The organism is Streptomyces sp. NBC_00510 (assembly GCA_036013505.1).
In the GTDB taxonomy this organism is placed as follows: domain Bacteria; phylum Actinomycetota; class Actinomycetes; order Streptomycetales; family Streptomycetaceae; genus Actinacidiphila.
Genome location: CP107851.1, coordinates 5,313,092 through 5,330,616, shown reverse-complemented (window position 1 = coordinate 5,330,616; position 17,525 = coordinate 5,313,092). Strand labels below are relative to the sequence as shown.

General features: G+C 72.8%; 15 protein-coding genes and 3 tRNA genes. 6 read left to right on the top strand and 12 right to left on the bottom strand.

From position 1 onward, the window contains the following. Window positions 1–22: 22 nt before the first annotated feature. The gene (locus tag OG937_24055; GenBank protein ID WUD74548.1) at window positions 23–391 is read left to right on the top strand and encodes a DUF3073 domain-containing protein; all 369 of its coding nucleotides are present in this window, start codon (window positions 23–25) and stop codon (window positions 389–391) included. Between the two features lie 81 nt (window positions 392–472). On the opposite strand, the gene purM is transcribed toward OG937_24055, so the two are convergent. From purM to purS, 8 genes are all read right to left on the bottom strand, one after another. Continuing rightward, entirely contained in the window at window positions 473–1,540 is a 1,068-nt protein-coding gene (purM, locus tag OG937_24050; GenBank protein WUD74547.1) for a phosphoribosylformylglycinamidine cyclo-ligase, read from the bottom strand. Between the two features lie 28 nt (window positions 1,541–1,568). Continuing rightward, on the bottom strand, window positions 1,569–3,086 hold the full coding sequence (gene purF / locus OG937_24045; protein WUD74546.1) for an amidophosphoribosyltransferase: 1,518 nt from the start codon (window positions 3,084–3,086) through the stop codon (window positions 1,569–1,571). A gap of 128 nt (window positions 3,087–3,214) precedes the next feature. Beyond that, entirely contained in the window at window positions 3,215–4,882 is a 1,668-nt protein-coding gene (locus OG937_24040; protein ID WUD74545.1) for a PH domain-containing protein, read from the bottom strand. Window positions 4,883–4,911: 29 nt separating this feature from the next. Beyond that, window positions 4,912–5,709, bottom strand: coding sequence for a maleylpyruvate isomerase family mycothiol-dependent enzyme (locus OG937_24035; protein ID WUD74544.1), 798 nt, complete (start codon window positions 5,707–5,709; stop codon window positions 4,912–4,914). Window positions 5,710–5,756: 47 nt separating this feature from the next. Next, window positions 5,757–5,960, bottom strand: coding sequence for a DUF4177 domain-containing protein (locus tag OG937_24030; protein ID WUD74543.1), 204 nt, complete (start codon window positions 5,958–5,960; stop codon window positions 5,757–5,759). A 182-nt stretch (window positions 5,961–6,142) separates the two neighbouring features. After that, window positions 6,143–8,392 (bottom strand): phosphoribosylformylglycinamidine synthase subunit PurL, encoded by a 2,250-nt coding sequence (gene purL, locus OG937_24025; GenBank protein ID WUD74542.1) that lies wholly within the window; start codon window positions 8,390–8,392, stop codon window positions 6,143–6,145. Beyond that, on the bottom strand, window positions 8,389–9,072 hold the full coding sequence (gene purQ, locus OG937_24020) for a phosphoribosylformylglycinamidine synthase subunit PurQ (GenBank protein WUD74541.1): 684 nt from the start codon (window positions 9,070–9,072) through the stop codon (window positions 8,389–8,391). The genes purL and purQ overlap by 4 nt, the downstream gene beginning before the upstream one ends. Next, window positions 9,069–9,314, bottom strand: coding sequence for a phosphoribosylformylglycinamidine synthase subunit PurS (gene purS / locus OG937_24015; GenBank protein WUD74540.1), 246 nt, complete (start codon window positions 9,312–9,314; stop codon window positions 9,069–9,071). The genes purQ and purS overlap by 4 nt, the downstream gene beginning before the upstream one ends. A 261-nt stretch (window positions 9,315–9,575) precedes the next feature. On the opposite strand from purS, the gene OG937_24010 reads away from it, so the two are divergent. From OG937_24010 to OG937_23995, 4 genes are all read left to right on the top strand, one after another. Beyond that, complete coding sequence (locus tag OG937_24010; GenBank protein ID WUD74539.1) at window positions 9,576–9,893, top strand: Lsr2 family protein; 318 nt, start codon at window positions 9,576–9,578, stop codon at window positions 9,891–9,893. Between the two features lie 142 nt (window positions 9,894–10,035). Continuing rightward, window positions 10,036–10,107 (top strand) — tRNA-Gly (locus OG937_24005). 45 nt (window positions 10,108–10,152) lie between these two features. Then, window positions 10,153–10,225, top strand: a tRNA-Gly gene (locus OG937_24000). A 403-nt stretch (window positions 10,226–10,628) separates the two neighbouring features. Next, window positions 10,629–10,701, top strand: a tRNA-Gly gene (locus OG937_23995). Window positions 10,702–10,830: 129 nt separating this feature from the next. Here OG937_23995 and OG937_23990 read toward each other — a convergent pair. From OG937_23990 to purD, 4 genes are all read right to left on the bottom strand, one after another. Beyond that, window positions 10,831–11,727: a phosphoribosylaminoimidazolesuccinocarboxamide synthase gene (locus tag OG937_23990; protein WUD74538.1), complete on the bottom strand. Its 897-nt coding sequence runs from the start codon at window positions 11,725–11,727 to the stop codon at window positions 10,831–10,833. A gap of 70 nt (window positions 11,728–11,797) precedes the next feature. Further along, the gene (locus tag OG937_23985) at window positions 11,798–13,306 is read right to left on the bottom strand and encodes a phosphoribosylamine--glycine ligase (GenBank protein ID WUD74537.1); all 1,509 of its coding nucleotides are present in this window, start codon (window positions 13,304–13,306) and stop codon (window positions 11,798–11,800) included. A 144-nt stretch (window positions 13,307–13,450) separates the two neighbouring features. Then, complete coding sequence (locus tag OG937_23980; GenBank protein WUD74536.1) at window positions 13,451–15,130, bottom strand: hypothetical protein; 1,680 nt, start codon at window positions 15,128–15,130, stop codon at window positions 13,451–13,453. A gap of 190 nt (window positions 15,131–15,320) precedes the next feature. After that, entirely contained in the window at window positions 15,321–16,571 is a 1,251-nt protein-coding gene (purD, locus tag OG937_23975) for a phosphoribosylamine--glycine ligase (protein ID WUD74535.1), read from the bottom strand. 203 nt (window positions 16,572–16,774) lie between these two features. Here purD and OG937_23970 point away from each other — a divergent pair, with 203 nt between their 5' ends. Next, window positions 16,775–17,524, top strand: a complete 750-nt coding sequence (locus tag OG937_23970) for an SLATT domain-containing protein (GenBank protein WUD74534.1) — start codon at window positions 16,775–16,777, stop codon at window positions 17,522–17,524. Window position 17,525: the final 1 nt, after the last annotated feature.

The window sequence follows — 17,525 nt, the reverse complement described above, 5'->3', positions numbered from 1 at the left end:
GCGGCCTCGGAAGCAGGTACCGTTGAAGTCCTACGGACCGGGACTCTCATGTGAGGGCCCGTTCCACATCGTGAACGCGTGTCAAGACTCGGGGCCGTCGAGCCCCACCGTTGAGGGGGTCGAGCCAATGGGGCGCGGCCGGGCCAAGGCCAAGCAGACGAAGGTCGCCCGCCAGCTGAAGTACAACAGCGGCGGAACGGACCTTTCACGTCTGGCCGAAGAGCTGGGCGCATCGTCGACACTGCCGGTCAATCCGGAGGTACAGGAAGACGACGATGACGACGAGCTGGAAGACGACCCGTACGCACGGTACGCGGATCTCTACGGCGACGACGAGGACGACGACGAGGACGACGAGTCCCAGTCCTCCTCACAACGCCGTCGCGCTTGACGCAACACATTCCGTTCCAGCTTGACCACTGACCCGGTCCGGGCGCCGCCCGGACCGGGCTTCGTGCTGCCCCACGGCCGGTCAGCCCGCGTAGTCCCCGGTGAGCTCGACGGCCTCGGCGTGCTCGCCGCGCTCCACGACCTCGCCGGCCACCCAGGCGTCCAGGCCCCTGTCGGCCAGCGTGGTCAGCGCCGCGTCCACGGAGCCCTCGGGCACCACGGCGACCATGCCGACGCCCATGTTCAAGGTCTTCTCCAGCTCCAGCCGCTCCACGCCGCCGAGCTCGCCGACCGTGCCGAACACCGCGCCCGGCGTCCACGTCGAGCGGTCCACCGTGACGTGCAGGTGGTCCGGGACGACCCGGGCCAGGTTGCTGGCCAGACCGCCGCCGGTGACGTGCGAGAAGCCGTGCACCTCGGTGGTACGGGTCAGCGCCAGGCAGTCCAGCGAGTAGATCCGGGTCGGCTCCAGCAGCTCCTCGCCGAGGGTCCGGCCGAACTCCGGGACCTCCCGGTCCAGCGCCCAGCCGGCCCGCTCGAACAGCACGTGCCGGACGAGCGAGTACCCGTTGGAGTGAAGACCGGAGGACGCCATGGCGATCACGACGTCACCCTTACGGATGCGATCCGCGCCCAGCAGCATGTCGGCCTCGACCACGCCCGTACCGGCCCCGGCGACGTCGAACTCGTCCTCGCCCAGCAGGCCCGGGTGCTCGGCCGTCTCCCCGCCGACCAGGGCGCAGCCGGCGAGCACGCAGCCCTCGGCGATGCCCTTGACGATGGCCGCGACCCGGTCCGGGAAGACCTTGCCGACGCAGATGTAGTCGGTCATGAAGAGCGGCTCGGCGCCGCACACGACCAGGTCGTCGACGACCATGCCGACCAGGTCGTGGCCGATGGTGTCGTAGACGCCCATGCGGCGGGCGATGTCGACCTTGGTGCCCACGCCGTCGGTGGCGGAGGCCAGCAGGGGCCGCTCGTAACGCTTGAGCGCGGAGGCGTCGAAGAGCCCGGCGAAGCCGCCGAGACCGCCCACGACCTCCGGGCGGGTGGCCTTGCCCACCCATTCCTTCATCAGCTCGACCGCGCGGTCGCCCGCCTCGATGTCGACTCCCGCCGCGGCGTAGCTGGCACCGGTGTTCTCGGACATGGCTGTGTTGTGTCCTTGCGTCGAATGCTTACGGGCGACGGAGCGCGTCGGCGGCGTCGGGGCCGCCGGCCAGCTCGGTCTCCAGAAGGTGCTTGCCGAGCAGCTCGGGGTCCGGCAGCTCCATCGGGTACTCGCCGTCGAAGCAGGCCCGGCAGAGGTTGGGCTTGGCGATCGTGGTCGCCTCGACCATCGCGTCGAGCGAGATGTACGACAGCGAGTCCGCGTCCAGGGACTTGCAGATCTCGTCGACCGACAGGCCGTTGGCGATCAGCTCGGCGCGGGTGGCGAAGTCGATGCCGAAGAAGCACGGCCACTTGATCGGCGGTGAGGAGATCCGGATGTGGACCTCGGCGGCGCCGGCCTCGCGGAGCATCCGGACCAGCGCGCGCTGGGTGTTGCCGCGGACGATCGAGTCGTCCACGACCACCAGGCGCTTGCCCCGGATGACCTCCTTGAGCGGGTTGAGCTTCAGGCGGATGCCCAGCTGCCGGATGGTCTGCGAGGGCTGGATGAAGGTCCGGCCCACGTACGAGTTCTTCACCAGGCCCGAGCCGTACGGGATGCCGCTCGCCTCGGCGTAGCCGACCGCGGCCGGCGTGCCGGACTCCGGGGTCGGTATCACCAGATCGGCGTCGACCGGGGCCTCCTTGGCCAGCCGGCGGCCCATCTCGACCCGGGAGAGGTAGACGTTGCGGCCCGCGATGTCGGTGTCGGGGCGGGCGAGGTACACGTACTCGAAGACGCAGCCCTTGGGGCGGGCGTCGGCGAAGCGGGAGGCGCGCAGCCCGTTCTCGTCGACGGCGATCAACTCGCCGGGCTCGATCTCGCGGATGAAGCTCGCGCCCACGATGTCCAGCGCGGCGGTCTCCGACGCGACGACCCAGCCGCGCTCCAGGCGGCCCAGCACCAGCGGGCGGATGCCCTGCGGGTCACGGGCGGCGTAGAGCGTGTGCTCGTCCATGAAGACCAGGCTGAAGGCGCCCTTGACCTCGGGCAGCACCTGACGGGCGGCGTCCTCGACGGACAGCGGCTTGCCGTCCTCGTCCACCTGCCCGGCGAGCAGCGCCGTGACCAGGTCGGTGTCGTTGGTCGCGGCGACCCTGGTGGCCCGGCCGTTGCCCTGGGGCAGCGCGGCGACCATCTCGGCCAGCTCGACGGTGTTGACCAGGTTCCCGTTGTGGCCGAGGGCGATGGAGCCGTTGGCCGTGGCGCGGAAGGTGGGCTGGGCGTTCTCCCAGACCGAGGCGCCGGTGGTCGAGTAACGGGCATGCCCGACCGCGATGTGGCCCTGCAAGGAGCCGAGGGAGGTCTCGTCGAAGACCTGGGACACCAGGCCCATGTCCTTGAAGACCAGGATTTGGGAGCCGTTGCTCACTGCGATGCCCGCGGACTCCTGTCCGCGGTGCTGCAGGGCGTACAGCCCGAAATAGGTGAGTTTGGCGACCTCTTCGCCGGGGGCCCAGACACCGAAGACGCCGCAAGCGTCCTGGGGGCCCTTCTCGCCGGGGAGCAGGTCGTGGTTGAGTCGTCCGTCACCACGTGGCACGGAACCGAGTCTAGGGCAGGTTCCGGTGTCGTCCGAACGAGGGAACCCGACAAAAGTGCGTTCTATGCGCGTAAACCCAAGGGGCACCTGGCCGTGTGACCTTGGTCGTGGTCCCGATCGGAGCCTGGTCAGGGGCGCAGTGCGGGGTCACGGACCATGGCGGTGAGCTCGGCGGCGGCGCGCGTCGCGCCGGACGGGCGGCGCCGCACCCGCTCCCATCCCGGAACGGCGACCGCGCCGAGCCGGAGGTCGTCCAGACCCGCGACGCGGCGGACGATCAGCTCCCCGTCCGAGGTGCGGACGACACGGGTGACCTCCGCCCAGGGCACGTGACGGGTGCGCAGGTGGCGGCGGACCCGGAGACCGGTGGCGTCGGCGGTGATCCGCCAGGTGATCATGGACAGCGCCTTGTCGACCAGCCACAGGCCGCCCAGGACCGGCAGCAATGCCCGCCACCAGGGCCCGCCGGAGAACCCGGAGCCCAGGAAGACCACCGAGCCCACCAGGAGCAGCGCGCCCGCCGTACGGCAGCCCGCACCGCCGTGCCAATGGACGGGGCCCGCGCCGGGCTTCAGGGCCGCGGCCGCCTCGGCGACCCTGGCCTCCGCCTCCCGGCGGTGCTCGGCATGGTCGGCAGACCCGCTCCCGGACGACGGCGCCACCCACCGCCGCGCCGGCGACTCCGTGGCACCGACCAGGAGGTCGCCGGAGCCCGTGGCGGCCGCCAGCACCAGTTCCGCGCCTTCCGCCGGGAGGCCGAAGAGCACGCCCTCGCCGCGGGCCCACGCACCGGGTCCGGCCGCGCGGTAGGTCAGCACCGGCGGGCCGGACGCGTCGTCCACCGGCCGGATGACGGTCCTGCCGTCCTCGTCGCGCCCCGCCAGCACGCGGAGCACGGAAACGGGGCCGCGGCGCACGGCACGGGCCCGCAGCGCCGACAGCGCCCCCGACAGCAGCAGGGAGAGGCCGAGGCCGCCCGCCGTGAGCGTCAGGAGCTGCAGGCCCGTGCGGTCCTCGTACGGCTCCGCGGCGAGCCGCAGCCACCCCCCGTCGACGAGCACGGGCACCTCGGTGCCACGGTCGTGGTCCTCCGGGAACGTCACCGCGACGCGGTGCCGCGTGCCGTCGCCGAAGCGGACGACGATGTGGTCCCCGGCACTGTTGCCGACGACGACCGACCCGACACGGACGGCCGCCGCCGCGTGCGCCCGGTCCGCCCGGTCCCCGGACACGGCGATCGCCGCGGCCACCGCCGCGATCACCAGCGCCGCCAGGCCGACGGCGATCCGGAGCACGCCCCGTCGCACCGGCGCGGCCCGCTCCGGCACCGGGAGCGCGACTCCCCCCGCCGCCTCCAGGGCCAGGGCCCGCTGGCGGCGGCGCACCCGCAGCCGCGCAACCGCGGCCGCCCATCCCCAGCACAGCGCGACCAGCACCGCGGCGTCCGCCACCCGCCCGGCATCGCCGTCGGCCAGGAAAGCGGGATCGGTCATCCACAGCAGCAGCAATGGCGCCGACACCAGCGCCGCCTCGGGCAGCACGAACAGCCACACCACGTGGACCAGGAAACCGACCGCGCCGATCGCGTACAACCACATCGGCCCGCAGGGCGCGGCCGCCGTGCACGGAGGGTCCCACCCGACCGGGACGACCGCCACGAGGACCGCCACCACCAGCACCGGGGCGCACCACCGCGGGCGCGCCCAGCCCGGAGGCCGCACCGCGGCCCAGCGGCGGGCGTCGGCGGAGAGCCAGGGGCGGGCCGGCATGCCGGCCGGGGCGGTCGTCGAGGTCACCGGCGCATTATGCGGACGCCGGGACCGCCTCAGCCCAGCAGGGGGAGGTACGGGGCGAGGTCGGCACGATCGCCGCTCGCGGAGACCGCGGCGGAGGCCAGGGCGTCGGCCCAGGACGTGCGCCCGGTGGCGAGACGGATCCAGGTGAGCGGGTCCGTCTCGACGACGTTGGGCGGGGTGCCCCGGGTGTGGCGGGGCCCGGGCACGCACTGCACGGCCGCGTACGGCGGGACGCGGACCTCGACGGAGTTGCCGGGCACCGCGACGGCGAGGGTGTCCGCGACGAGCCGTACGACGGCGGCGACGGCCTGCCGTTCCATGGGGACGGGCACACCCGTCGCCGCGGCGAGGTCGTCGCTGTGGACGACCAGCTCGACGAGCCGGGTCACCAGGAAGTCCGTGGACCGCATCGCGCCGAGCGTGATCGCCACCAGGCGCTCGGGCGCCACCGCCTCGTCCAGCACCCCGGCGAGGCCGCGGGCGGCCTCCTCCAGGCGGGCGGCGGCGTCGGCGGTCCCCGCGGCGGCCTCGCGGGTGTCGGCGTCCAGCGGGCCGGCGATGCGCGCCGTGGAGCGCGCCCACGTGGTGAGGTCGAGGTCCGCCTTGGCCGGGGCGGGCGCGGTCACCACCCGGGCGACGGCCTCCACCTGCCGGGCGATGTGCACCACCAGCGTGTGCACGTCCCACCCCGGCAGCCCGGCGGGCGCGGCCAGTTGATCCGCCGTCAGTCCGCGGACGGCGTCCAGGACATGTTCGACCTGGGCGGTGAGCGCCGCGCGGGTCCTGGCGGGGTCGTAGGTGCGGGCCTTGCGGGCGGTGGACGGCATGTCCGCAGCCTACGCGCCGTGCACAGCCCGCACCCCGACCCCGGAGGTCAGGCCTGGCGCGGCCGCTCGAAGGTGAGCAGCAGCCCCTCCACGGCGCCGGGGCCGATGCGGCCCTTGACGTCGGCGGCGGTGATCGACTTGAGCTGCCAGCCGTCCTCGGCGTGCTTGTTGAGCGTCTTCTCCAGCTTGCCGTCGTCGATGGCGTCGCCTATCAGCGACTCACGGAAGTTGACGACCTTGTACTCGTACATCGATGGGACCCCTCGTCATGACGATGGTTGCGGGACGCACAGTAGTACCCGGATCTGTACGCCGGGGGCCCCGCCGGCGACGAACGGGACATGGACGGAGCACAGGGGCCGAAGAGGCCGGGCGAACGCGCGAAGCGCCCCGGCGCCTGGCGGCACGGGGGCGCTTCGGGACGGCGGACGGATCAGGCCAGGAGGGCCGGGATCGTGCCCTCGTGAGCCGTGCGGAGCTCGTCCAGCGGGATGCTGAACTCGCCCTGGAGCTCGACCGCGTCGCCGTCGACGACACCGATCCGCGTCGCGGGCAGACCGCGCGCACCGCACATGTCGGTGAAGCGGAGCTCCTCGCTGCGCGGCACCGAGACGACCGCCCGGCCCGCCGACTCCGAGAAGAGGAGCACGAACGGGTCGAGGCCGTCCGGCACGACCAGCCGCGCGCCGTTGCCGCCGCGCAGGCAGGACTCGACGACGGCCTGGACGAGCCCGCCGTCCGACAGGTCGTGGGCCGCGTCGACCATGCCGTCCCGGGAGGCCGAGATGAGGATCTCGCCGAGCAGCTTCTCCCGCTCCAGGTCCACCGCCGGCGGCAGTCCGCCGAGGTGGTCGTGGATCGCCTGGGACCAGGCGGAGCCGCCCAGCTCCTCCTTGGTGTCGCCCAGCAGGTAGAGCAGCTGGCCCTGGTCCTTGAAGGCGACGGGGGTACGGCGGGTGACGTCGTCGATGACGCCCAGCACCGCGACGACGGGCGTCGGGTGGATGGCGACGTCGCCGGTCTGGTTGTAGAGCGAGACGTTGCCGCCGGTGACCGGCGTGCCCAGCTCCAGGCAGCCGTCGGCCAGGCCGCGGCAGGCCTCGGCGAACTGCCACATCGCCGCCGGGTCCTCGGGCGAGCCGAAGTTGAGGCAGTCGGAGACCGCCAGCGGCTTGGCACCGGTCGTGGCGACGTTGCGGTACGCCTCGGCCAGCGCCAGCTGCGCACCCGTGTACGGGTCGAGCTTGGCGTAGCGGCCGTTGCCGTCGGTGGCGACCGCGACGCCGAGGTTGGTGTCCTCGTCGATGCGGATCATGCCGGAGTCCTCCGGCTGCGCCAGCACGGTGTTGCCCTGCACGAAGCGGTCGTACTGGTCGGTGATCCACGCCTTGGAGGCCTGGTTCGGGTGCGCGACCAGCGTCAGGACCTGGGCGCGCAGCTCCTCGCCGGATCCCGGGCGCGGCAGCTTGTTGGCGTCGTCGGCCTGGAGCGCGTCCTGCCACGCGGGGCGGGCGTAGGGGCGCTCGTACACCGGGCCCTCGTGGGCGACGGTGCGCGGCGGGACGTCGACGATCTGCTCGCCGTGCCAGAAGATCTCCAGCCGGTCGCCGTCGGTGACCTCACCGATGACGGTGGCGATCACGTCCCACTTCTCGCAGATCTCCAGGAAGCGGTCGACGTACCGCGGCTCGACGATGGCGCACATGCGCTCCTGCGACTCGCTCATGAGGATCTCCTCCGGCGAGAGCGTCGCGTCGCGCAGCGGCACGGTGTCCAGCTCCACCCGCATGCCGCCGGAGCCGGCCGAGGCCAGCTCGGAGGTGGCGCAGGACAGACCGGCGCCGCCCAGGTCCTGGATGCCGGCGACCAGCTTCTCCTTGAAGATCTCCAGGGTGCACTCGATGAGCAGCTTCTCCTGGAAGGGGTCGCCGACCTGGACGGCGGGGCGCTTGGCCGGGCCGGTGTCGGAGAAGGTCTCCGAGGCGAGCACGGAGACGCCGCCGATGCCGTCGCCACCGGTGCGGGCGCCGTAGAGGATGACCTTGTTGCCGGCGCCGGAGGCCTTGGCCAGGTGGATGTCCTCGTGCTTCATCACACCGACGCACAGGGCGTTGACCAGCGGGTTGCCCTGGTAGCAGGCGTCGAAGACGACCTCGCCGCCGATGTTGGGCAGGCCCAGGCAGTTGCCGTAGCCGCCGACGCCCGCGACGACGCCCGGCAGGACGCGCTTGGTGTCGGGGTGGTCCGGCGCGCCGAAGCGCAGCGGGTCCATGACGGCGACCGGGCGGGCACCCATGGCGAGGATGTCGCGGACGATGCCGCCGACGCCGGTGGCCGCGCCCTGGTAGGGCTCGATGTACGAGGGGTGGTTGTGCGACTCGACCTTGAAGGTGACCGCGTAGCCCTGGCCGACGTCCACGACGCCGGCGTTCTCGCCGATGCCGACCAGCAGGGCGTCGTTGGCGGGGGCCTTCTCGCCGAACTGGCGCAGGTGGATCTTGCTGCTCTTGTACGAGCAGTGCTCGGACCACATGACGGAGTACATGGCGAGCTCGGCACCGGTGGGCCGGCGGCCGAGGATCTCCCGGATGCGCTCGTACTCGTCCTGCTTCAGGCCGAGTTCGGCCCACGGCTGCTCGGTGTCAGGAGTCCCGGTGGCGTGCTTCACGGAATCGAGTGTCATGACGCGTGAACCAGCTTCTTGAGGATCGAGGTGAAGAATCCGAGGCCGTCGGTGCGGCCGGTCCCGATCAGCGACTCGACCGCGTGCTCGGGGTGCGGCATGAGGCCGACGACATTGCCCGCGGCGTTGGTGATGCCGGCGATGTCCCGGAGAGAGCCATTGGGGTTCCAGTCCGCGTAGCGGAACACCACACGGCCCTCGGCCTCCAGCTCGTCGAGGACGTGCTCGTCGGCCACGTAGCGGCCGTCGATGTTCTTCAGCGGGATGCTGATCTCCTGGCCCTGCTCGTAATCGGCCGTCCAGGACGTCGAGTTGTTCTCGACACGCAGCTTCTGGTCCCTGCAGATGAAGTGCAGGTGATTGTTGCGCAGCATGGCACCCGGCAGCAGATGCGTCTCGGTGAGCACCTGGAAGCCGTTGCAGATACCCAGGACCGGAAGACCGTCCTTGGCGCCGGCGATGATCGACTCCATCACGGGCGAGAAGCGGGAAATCGCCCCGGCCCGGAGATAGTCGCCGTAACTGAATCCACCGGGCAGGACGACGGCGTCCACCTGGTGGAGATCCTTGTCACGGTGCCACAGCGGCACCGGCTCGGCGCCGGCGACGCGGACCGCGCGCTGGGTGTCCCGGTCGTCGAGCGTCCCGGGGAAGGTGACCACACCGATGCGTGCGGTCACGACTCCACCTTCACGGTGAAGTCCTCGATCACTGTGTTGGCGAGGAAGGTCTCGGCCATCTTGCGGATACGGGCGAGGGCGGCGTCGTCGACCGGCCCCTCCAGTTCGAGCTCAAAACGCTTGCCCTGGCGGACGTCGGCGATTCCCTCGAACCCGAGGCGCGGCAGCGCTCGCTGCACCGCCTGGCCCTGGGGGTCGAGGATCTCCGGCTTGAGCATGACGTCGACTACGACGCGTGCCACGGTCACTCCCGGTGGTGTGCTGCGGTGAGATGTCCCCACCGTACCCCGCCGAAAAATCTACGCGGGTAGATATTCCAGAATGGTCACGGAATATCCCCCGGCCGGATTGCCGCCGGGACACCCGGAGGAATTGGCCGATCGGTTGCGGCGAAAAAATGCGGACCGGTAAATGGAAAAGCATTGACCCCGGCCCCGGGGCTTCGATACAACAACGGGGCCAACGCAGTCCCCAGGCCTTCTCCATTGAAAGGACCGGCATCCATGGCGCAGCGCGTAGTGGTCACGCTCTCCGACGACCTCGACGGCGGTGAAGCGGCGGAAACGGTCACTTTCGGCCTCGACGGGAAGTCGTACGAGATCGACCTGTCCGCCGGCAACGCCGAGAAGCTCCGGGAGGCCCTCGCGCCGTACGTCGAGGCAGGGCGCCGCCGCAACCGGCTCGGCAAGGCCTACAAGCACACCTCGCTCGCCCCCGACCCGGCCGCCGTGCGCGCCTGGGCGCTCTCCCGGGGCTTCGACGTGCCGCCGCGCGGCCGTATCCCCAAGAAGCTCTACGAGGCGTACGCCGAGGCCAGCTGATCCGCCGCCGGGCCCCTGCCGGACAGGCCGGGGCCCGACCCGGGAATCACCCGGAAGAAGCGATTGGACAGCCACCCCCGTTGATCCGCTAGAGTCTGGAACACGCCGAGGGCGGGCCGAAAGGCCGAGACCCCCGGGCCACGCGGGTGTAGTTCAGTAGCAGAACATCCCTCTTCCAGGGGGAAGGCGCAGTGTGCGATTCCTGTCACCCGCTCTGATTGCTCGACCGGTCCTGAGGATCGGGTAGGGTAGTCGCCGTGCGGACGTGGCTCAGTTGGTAGAGCATCACCTTGCCAAGGTGAGGGTCGCGAGTTCGAATCTCGTCGTCCGCTCTTGAGGGAAGGCCCCGGTCGGATCACCGACCGGGGCCTTCTTCGTGCTCCCGGCACCGGTCGGTGTGACGGTGACCACAGGGCGGAACGTCCGAACTCCCCTGGCCTCGGGCGGCGATCGCCCCCGCCTGCCGCCCCTCCGCACCCCGGGGCCCGCCCGCACCGGTCGTCCACGGGGGCCGCGGCGGCTCTGGGGCGCGCCGTGGAACCGGAGTTGGCCGGCCGGCCGGGAACGGCGACGGGGACCGCCCGGAGGTCCGTGACCGGGCCCTCACCGCTGCATGCCCCCCGTCGCGTGCGCCGCGGGACACGACGCGGGGAACCCGCCGCGCCAGGGTGTGTGCCCAAGGCCCCGAGGGTTGGCTATAGTGGATGACGCACCGCACGGGAACGCGCGGAGCAGGCGGACGTAGCTCAGTTGGTAGAGCGCAACCTTGCCAAGGTTGAGGTCGCGAGTTCGAGCCTCGTCGTCCGCTCAAGAGAAGGCCCCGGTCGTGACGACCGGGGCCTTCGGTGTTCCTGGGACGGCTGGGCCGTCCGCCGTCGCCGCGGCTGCCGCGCTGCCCGCCGGACGGAGAACCGGCGGGCACGCGGGCCGTGGCGGACTACCAGCTGAGGCCGGTGAGCCGCTCGTACGCCTCGATGTACTTGGCGCGGGTCTGCTCCACCACGTGCTCCGGCAGGGGCGGCGGGGGCTGCTCGCTGCGGCGGTCCCAGCCGGACTCTGCGGAGGTCAGCCAGTCGCGGACGAACTGCTTGTCGTAGGAGGGCTGGGCGTGGCCCGGCTCCCACAGGTCGGCGGGCCAGAAGCGCGACGAGTCCGGGGTCAGCACCTCGTCGGCGATGGTCAGCACCTCGCCGTCGAAGCCGAACTCGAACTTGGTGTCCGCCAGGAGGATGCCGCGCTCACGGGCGATGTCCCGGGCCCGGCCGTAGACCGCGAGGGTGCTCTGGCGCAGCTGCGCCGCGGTGTCGGCACCGACCCGGCGGGCGACCTCCTCGTAGCTGACGTTCTCGTCGTGCTCGCCGACCTCGGCCTTGGTGGCCGGGGTGAAGATCGGCGCGGGCAGCTCGGAGCCGTCCACCAGACCCTCGGGGAGGGTCACCCCGCACACCGTGCGGTCGGCGTCGTACTCGATCAGGCCGGAGCCGGCCAGGTAGCCGCGCGCCACGCACTCGACGGGGATCATGTCCAGCGGCTTGCAGACCGTCGTCCGCCCCTCCCAGTCGGCGGGGGCGCCCTCGGGGAGCTCGGTGGACAGCACGTGGTGCGGCACCAGGTCGGCGATCTGGTCGAACCACCACAGCGACAACCGGGTCAGGACGCGGCCCTTGTCCGGGATCTCGGTGGGCAGCACCCAGTCGTACGCGGACATCCGGTCGCTGGCCACCATCACCAGCTCCCCTGCCTCGTTCTGGTACAGCTCGCGCACCTTGCCGGTGTGCAGGTGCACCAGGCCCGGCACTTGCGCGGGCTCGGGCTTGTGGACGAATCCGGACATGGGTCCTCCCCGATCGGCGGTTCGGTTCCCGATTCTCCCGTACGTGCGCCCGGCGGGCGCGACGCGGGGGTCAGCCGTGCTTGCAGATGTGGTCCAGGAGGTTGGCGGTGGCGCGCTGGACACGGGGGTCGACGTGGCCCGGGCGGTCCAGCGCCGGGGACCAGGCGAAGGTGCCGGAGGCGAAGACCAGGGCCCCGCCGGGCGCCCGGTACAGCGAGGTCTCCTGGTGCGCTCGGCGGCCCGCCGAGTCCTCGTACGGGGAGTGGGCGAGCAGGATCCGCTCCATGTAGTCGGGCAGCGGCGTACGCGGGAAGTAACGGTCCGCCTCACCCGCGACCAGGCCGGGGATCTCGTCGCCCTCCTCGGCGCCGGTGGCCTCCCACAGCCAGTGGCCGGCGTTCCGCACCACCAGCGGGGACGGTTCGGGCACCCGGCCGGAGTACTGCACGCCGATCAGCAGCTGTTCGGGCTCGCCCATGTCACGCCACAGGGCGCTGCGGCCCGGCGGGTGGCCGCGGCGCTTGCGGCAGCTGAGCAGCCGGTCGGGGTCGCCGGACGGGGAGGGGCCCAGCTCGGTCTGCCAGTACATGGTGTTGGCGGACAGGAAGACCAGAGAGGTGCCGCCGTCCCGGGCCGCCTCGACGGCGCGCCGCATGGGGACCGTCCAGTACTCGTCGTGACCGGGGAAGACCATGCCCCGGTAGCGCGAAGGATCGATCCGCCCCGCGTGCAGGTCGCGGGCGTCGGCGTAGGCCAGGTCGTAGCCGTAGCGCTCGGCCCAGCGGATGAAGTCGTAGGCGTGGCCGACGTGCAGCGGGAGCCCGGCGCCCGCGTACGGGCGGTCGAAGGAGACGGTGACCGCGGCCTCCTCCTCGCCCAGCAGGCGGCCCTTCTCGTCCCAGGCGTGGTAGAGGCTGGCACCCGTGCGGCCGTCCTCGGGGTAGAGGTTGTACGCCTGCCAGGTGACGTCGGGCAGCAGCAGGAGCAGATCGGCCGGCCGGTCGTCGCGCACCGTGAACGGGATGTGGCTGCGGTAGCCGTCCTGCGTGGTGAGCACGGCGACGTAGGCGCCGGACTTCCAGTACGAGGGCACCTGCAGCCGCCAGGACTGCCACCAGTGGTGACAGGAGACGGTGCGCCCGGCGGCGAGCGGCGTGGGCTGCACGATCCCCGACAGGCGGGGGCTGGAGGTGAACTGGGCGGCGCCGTCGCCGCCGTAGTGCCCGATCCGGTAGACGTCGATGCCGTAGCTCTGCGGCGGGTCGACGGTGATGCGGAAGTCGATGGCGTCGCCGGGGGCCACGGAGGCGCCCGGCGCGAAGCCCTTGACCTGGCACCGCACGTCGTCCGCGGCGCGCGGGCCGGGCACGCGGGGCATGCGCCCCACGGCGTCGCCCGGCAGACCCCCGGGCTCCCCGCGGCTGGCCGCCAGGTCGACGTACCACGGCACGACCTGGCCGGTGTCGTCCAGATACTGCACCGCGCCACGCAGCCACGGCACCGGGCCCTGCCCGAAGGGGTCGGTGACCCCGTGCGCCAGTGCCCCGGACTGCCAGCGGCGGACCTGCTCCTTCACCACGATGGTCCCCTCCTCGTCGTCCCCCGAGGTGGTGTGCGTGTGCGCACATCCAGCACATCACACAATGCGCTGCCTTGGTTACTGTTCGTGGTGCATTATCGCCAGGATTTCACGCCGGGGCGGACAAACCCCGCCATTTTTCCGTCAGATGAGCCGTATCGGCTTCTCGGGGCGCACGCCCACCGCACTGAGCCAGGAACGCAGCGGGGCGGCGTCGCCGTTCTCCACGAGCCGGAGCACGGGCCAGGCCAGGTCTCCCCGGCGCACCCCGCCGACCAGCAGGGCCGGCCCGTCCAGCCAGTCCAGGCCCGGGGTGGCACCGGCGGTGTCCACCGCGGCACAGCAGATCATCGCGGTCACGTGGTCGGTGAGCAGCTCGCGGCCGGTCCGCGGCGGGAGCAGCTGGTAGACGGGCGTGAGGACGCCGTCGGACGGGGCCTGGCCGGCGGAATCCTCCCGCGCGGCCGCCTCGCGCACGGCCTCCTCACGGGCGACGTGCCGGGTGATGCGGGCCGCCAGCTCCTCGCTGCCGCCCGCGGAGAGCCGCTCCAGCACCCGGGCCAGGGTCGCGCGCCCCGGCTCGGCGCAGTCGTCCACCGGGCTCCGCGACCCGCCGGAGGCCACGGATATGCGCCGGCTCCCGGCGACCCCCGCGGGCTCGTGCACCTCGTCCAGGACGGTCACCAGGCGGGAGGCGTCGCTGCGCCAGATGCGGTCCACGACCTCCTGCGGGTAGGTGTCCCAGCCGACCGGCGACCATTCGGGGCCGGGTCGCTGCGGACCGCCGTGGAACAGCCGGGCGGCGAGCAGCGAGGCCGCCTCGTCCATCGTGCCGGGCTCCTCCAGCAGGTCGCACGCCGGGCGCTCGCCCAGCCGGGACTCGAAGCCCTCGGCCAGCCGGTCCCGCCGGGACAGCTCGGTCAGGGCCGCCACCACGCCCGCGTCGAGGCGGGACGGCCAGCGGCCCATGCGCCAGGCCGGCAGCGCCACCCGGGTCAGCAGCCGGTCCCAGCCCGCGTAGGCCAGGCCCACCTGCTCCTGGGCGACGATGCGCAGCCCGTAGTCGACCGCCTGGGCCCGCTCGGAGGCGGAGGCGGCCACCGCGCGCTCCATCTCCGCCGCGTGCGCCCGGCAGCCGCGCAGCAGCAGCCTGGCGACCCAGCCCAGGAACCCGTACGCGGGACGGCGCAGGAACCCGACGACCGAGGGCTCCTGCGGGGCGGTGGCCACGCCGACGGCGGCGTCCAGGCCGCGTACGAAGCGGCGGGCGGCCGCGATGTCCGGATCGGCGGCCGGGCCCGTGCCCGCCACGACCGGGGCGAGCAGGGCGCGCAGCTCGGCGACCCGCATCCACCACATGAACGGCGAGCCGATCACCAGCGTGGGCGCCTCGGACGCCGCGCGGCGCCGCTGCCGATGGGTGCGGTCCTCCAGCCAGCTGTCGCAGTCGGGAGTCAGCTCTATCGCGGAGGGCGCGGGCACCTGCAGGCGAACGGCCAGGTCACGCACCATGCGGTACAGGTCGGGGGCCGACGCCTCGGAGACGGCCACGGTCGGGCTCTCGGCCGGCCTGGCGCGTACGATCACCGCCGCGACACCGGACGCGAGCAGCAGCACGAGCAGCGCGCCCGCGACCACGGCCCAGCGCAGCACCTCGGACGCGTCGCCGACGATGCGGCCCGTCGCGCCGCCGACCAGCAGCACGACCGCCACCGCGGCAGGCAGCAGCGCGACCGTCAACGCGGCGCTGCGGATGCGCAGGACGGCGAGCGCGCGTGACCGCGCGTGTCCCTCACCTGCTTCCCCGGCCAACGGTGTGCTCACCCCCAAGCTGCTGACGCGACTGCATGCCCCCACTGTCGCACCGCCCACCGACACCGCAATGCCGGTAGGGCCGATAGTGCAGTGCGCGCGGGGTTCCACAGTGCGCTTGCCGGGCACAGTAGTTGGGCTCGGGGCTCACGTCAGCAGGATGGCGAAGGCATCACCCCTTGGAGTGGCCTTGCCCGCTGATTCAGGCTTGGGCGGCCTTCTCTGCGATATCCGAACGGTGGTGCGAGCCCTTCAGCCCGATCCGTCCCACCGCCCGGTAGGCGCGCTCCCTGGCCTTGGCCAGATCGCCACCGGTGGCCGTGACGGACAGTACGCGGCCGCCGGCGCTCACCACACGGCCCTCGGCTTCCGCCTTGGTGCCCGCGTGCAGCACGTAGGCGTGCTCGTCCTGCTCCGCGACCTCGTCCAGGCCCGTGATCGGGTCGCCGGTGCGCGGGGTGCCGGGGTAGTTCTCGGAGGCGATGACCACGGTCACCGCGGCGCCGTCGCTCCAGCGCAGCGCCGGGAAGGCGGCCAGCCGGCCGGTCGCCGCGGCGCGCAGCAGGCCCGCTAGCGGGGTCCTCAGCCGGGCCAGCACGACCTGGGTCTCCGGGTCGCCGAAGCGCGCGTTGAACTCGATCACCCGCACACCGCGCGAGGTGATCGCCAGCCCCGCGTACAGCAGCCCGGCGAACGGGGTGCCCCGGCGGCGCAACTCGTCGACGGTCGGCTGGAGCACCGTGCGCTCCACCTCCTCGACCAGCCGGGGATCGGCCCACGGCAGCGGGCTGTACGCGCCCATGCCACCGGTGTTGGGGCCCTCGTCGGCGTCGTGGGCGCGCTTGAAGTCCTGCGCGGGCTGCAGCGGGACCACCGTCTCGCCGTCGGTGACGGCGAACAGGGAGACCTCGGGGCCGTCCAGGTACTCCTCGATGACCACGCGCTCGCAGGAGTTGGCGTGCGCCCGGGCGGCCTCCAGGTCGTCGGTCACCACGACGCCCTTGCCCGCGGCCAGGCCGTCGTCCTTCACGACGTACGGGGCGCCGAAGGCGTCCAGCGCGTGGTCCACCTCGGCGGGGGTGGTGCACACGTAGGAGCGTGCGGTGGGCACGCCGGCCGAGGCCATCACGTCCTTGGCGAACGCCTTCGAGCCCTCCAGGGCCGCGGCCTGCCCGGACGGGCCGAAGCAGTCGATGCCGCGGGCGCGCACGGCGTCGGCCACGCCCGCCACGAGGGGGGCCTCCGGGCCCACCACGACGAGGTCGGCGCCGAGCCGCTCCGCGAGGTCGGCCACCGCCGCGCCGTCGAGGGCGTCGACCGCGTGCAGCTCCGCCACCTCGGCGATGCCGGCGTTGCCGGGCGCGCAGTGCAGCGACTCCACGTCGAGGTCGAGGGAGAGGGCACGGCACAGGGCGTGTTCGCGGGCACCGCCGCCGATCACAAGCACGTTCACGTGCCCAGGGTATCGGCTGGCGGCACCCTCCCCGTGGGCCGGTCGCCACGACCCCCGGCTCACTCTTTCGGGTGGCCCGGAGCCGGGCCCCATACCTGATCAAGGAACCCGTAAGGGCGGAAATGACCCGATGACCCTCGCACGGTCAGCCGTTCGGCGGTAAGAAGGTGCCTCGTCATCGGAAGTCGCGAGGGAGCGTGCAGGTGAGCCAGCCGGACATGTATCCCGAGGAGGTCCCCCGGGAGAAGCCAAAGCGGCGCGCGCTGCACCGGCAGGAGGACCTGCGGACGCCGCCCTTCCCGCTCGGCGACTGGGGGGAACCGGCCGAGCGGCTGGAGGAGCTCTACCGCTGGGTGGAGGCGGACGCCCTGCGGACCGTCGAGTGGTACCTCGCCGACCGTCTGCGCAAGCGCCGCTGGGCCCGGTCGCTGCGGGTCGGCGCGGCCCTCTTCGCGACGACCGGCGCCGTCCTCGCCGTCACGGGGGCGGGCGGGCACATCCGCTGGGCGTACGCCGCCTTGGTGCTGGCCGTCGTGTGCGTGGGCCTGGACCGCTACCTCGGCCTGACGGCCGGCTGGATGCGGGACATGGCCACCGCCCAGGCCGTGCAGCGCCGGCTGGAGGCGCTGCGCTTCGACTGGGCGTCGGAGTCGGTCCGCGAGGTCCTGGGCCCGACGGAGGGCACCGCGGCCGAGGCCGCCGAGCGGTGCCTGACCGTGCTGCGCCGCTTCAGCGAGGACGTCTCGGAGCTCGTGCGCTGCGAGACGGCCGACTGGATGGTGGACTTCCGGGCCGGCGCCGCTCCGCTGCGGACCCAGTCCCTGACCTGGGCGGGGAGCACCCGGGGCCCCGAGGGCGCCGCGACCGGCACCGGCGGCAGGTTCCCGCTGCTGCCCGGCGGCCGGCCGAGCATGCCGCGCCAGCGCCCCCCGGAGGGCCCCCGCGCGAGCTGAC

Coding starts and splice junctions, on each gene's coding strand:
- purM (WUD74547.1), bottom strand. CDS start 1,540: ATGTCCGAGAACACCGGTGCCAGCTACGCCGCGGCGGGAGTCGACATC.
- OG937_24035 (WUD74544.1), bottom strand. CDS start 5,709: ATGCCGTCCACCGCCCGCAAGGCCCGCACCTACGACCCCGCCAGGACC.
- OG937_24030 (WUD74543.1), bottom strand. CDS start 5,960: ATGTACGAGTACAAGGTCGTCAACTTCCGTGAGTCGCTGATAGGCGAC.
- purL (WUD74542.1), bottom strand. CDS start 8,392: ATGACACTCGATTCCGTGAAGCACGCCACCGGGACTCCTGACACCGAG.
- OG937_24010 (WUD74539.1), top strand. CDS start 9,576: ATGGCGCAGCGCGTAGTGGTCACGCTCTCCGACGACCTCGACGGCGGT.
- OG937_23990 (WUD74538.1), bottom strand. CDS start 11,727: ATGTCCGGATTCGTCCACAAGCCCGAGCCCGCGCAAGTGCCGGGCCTG.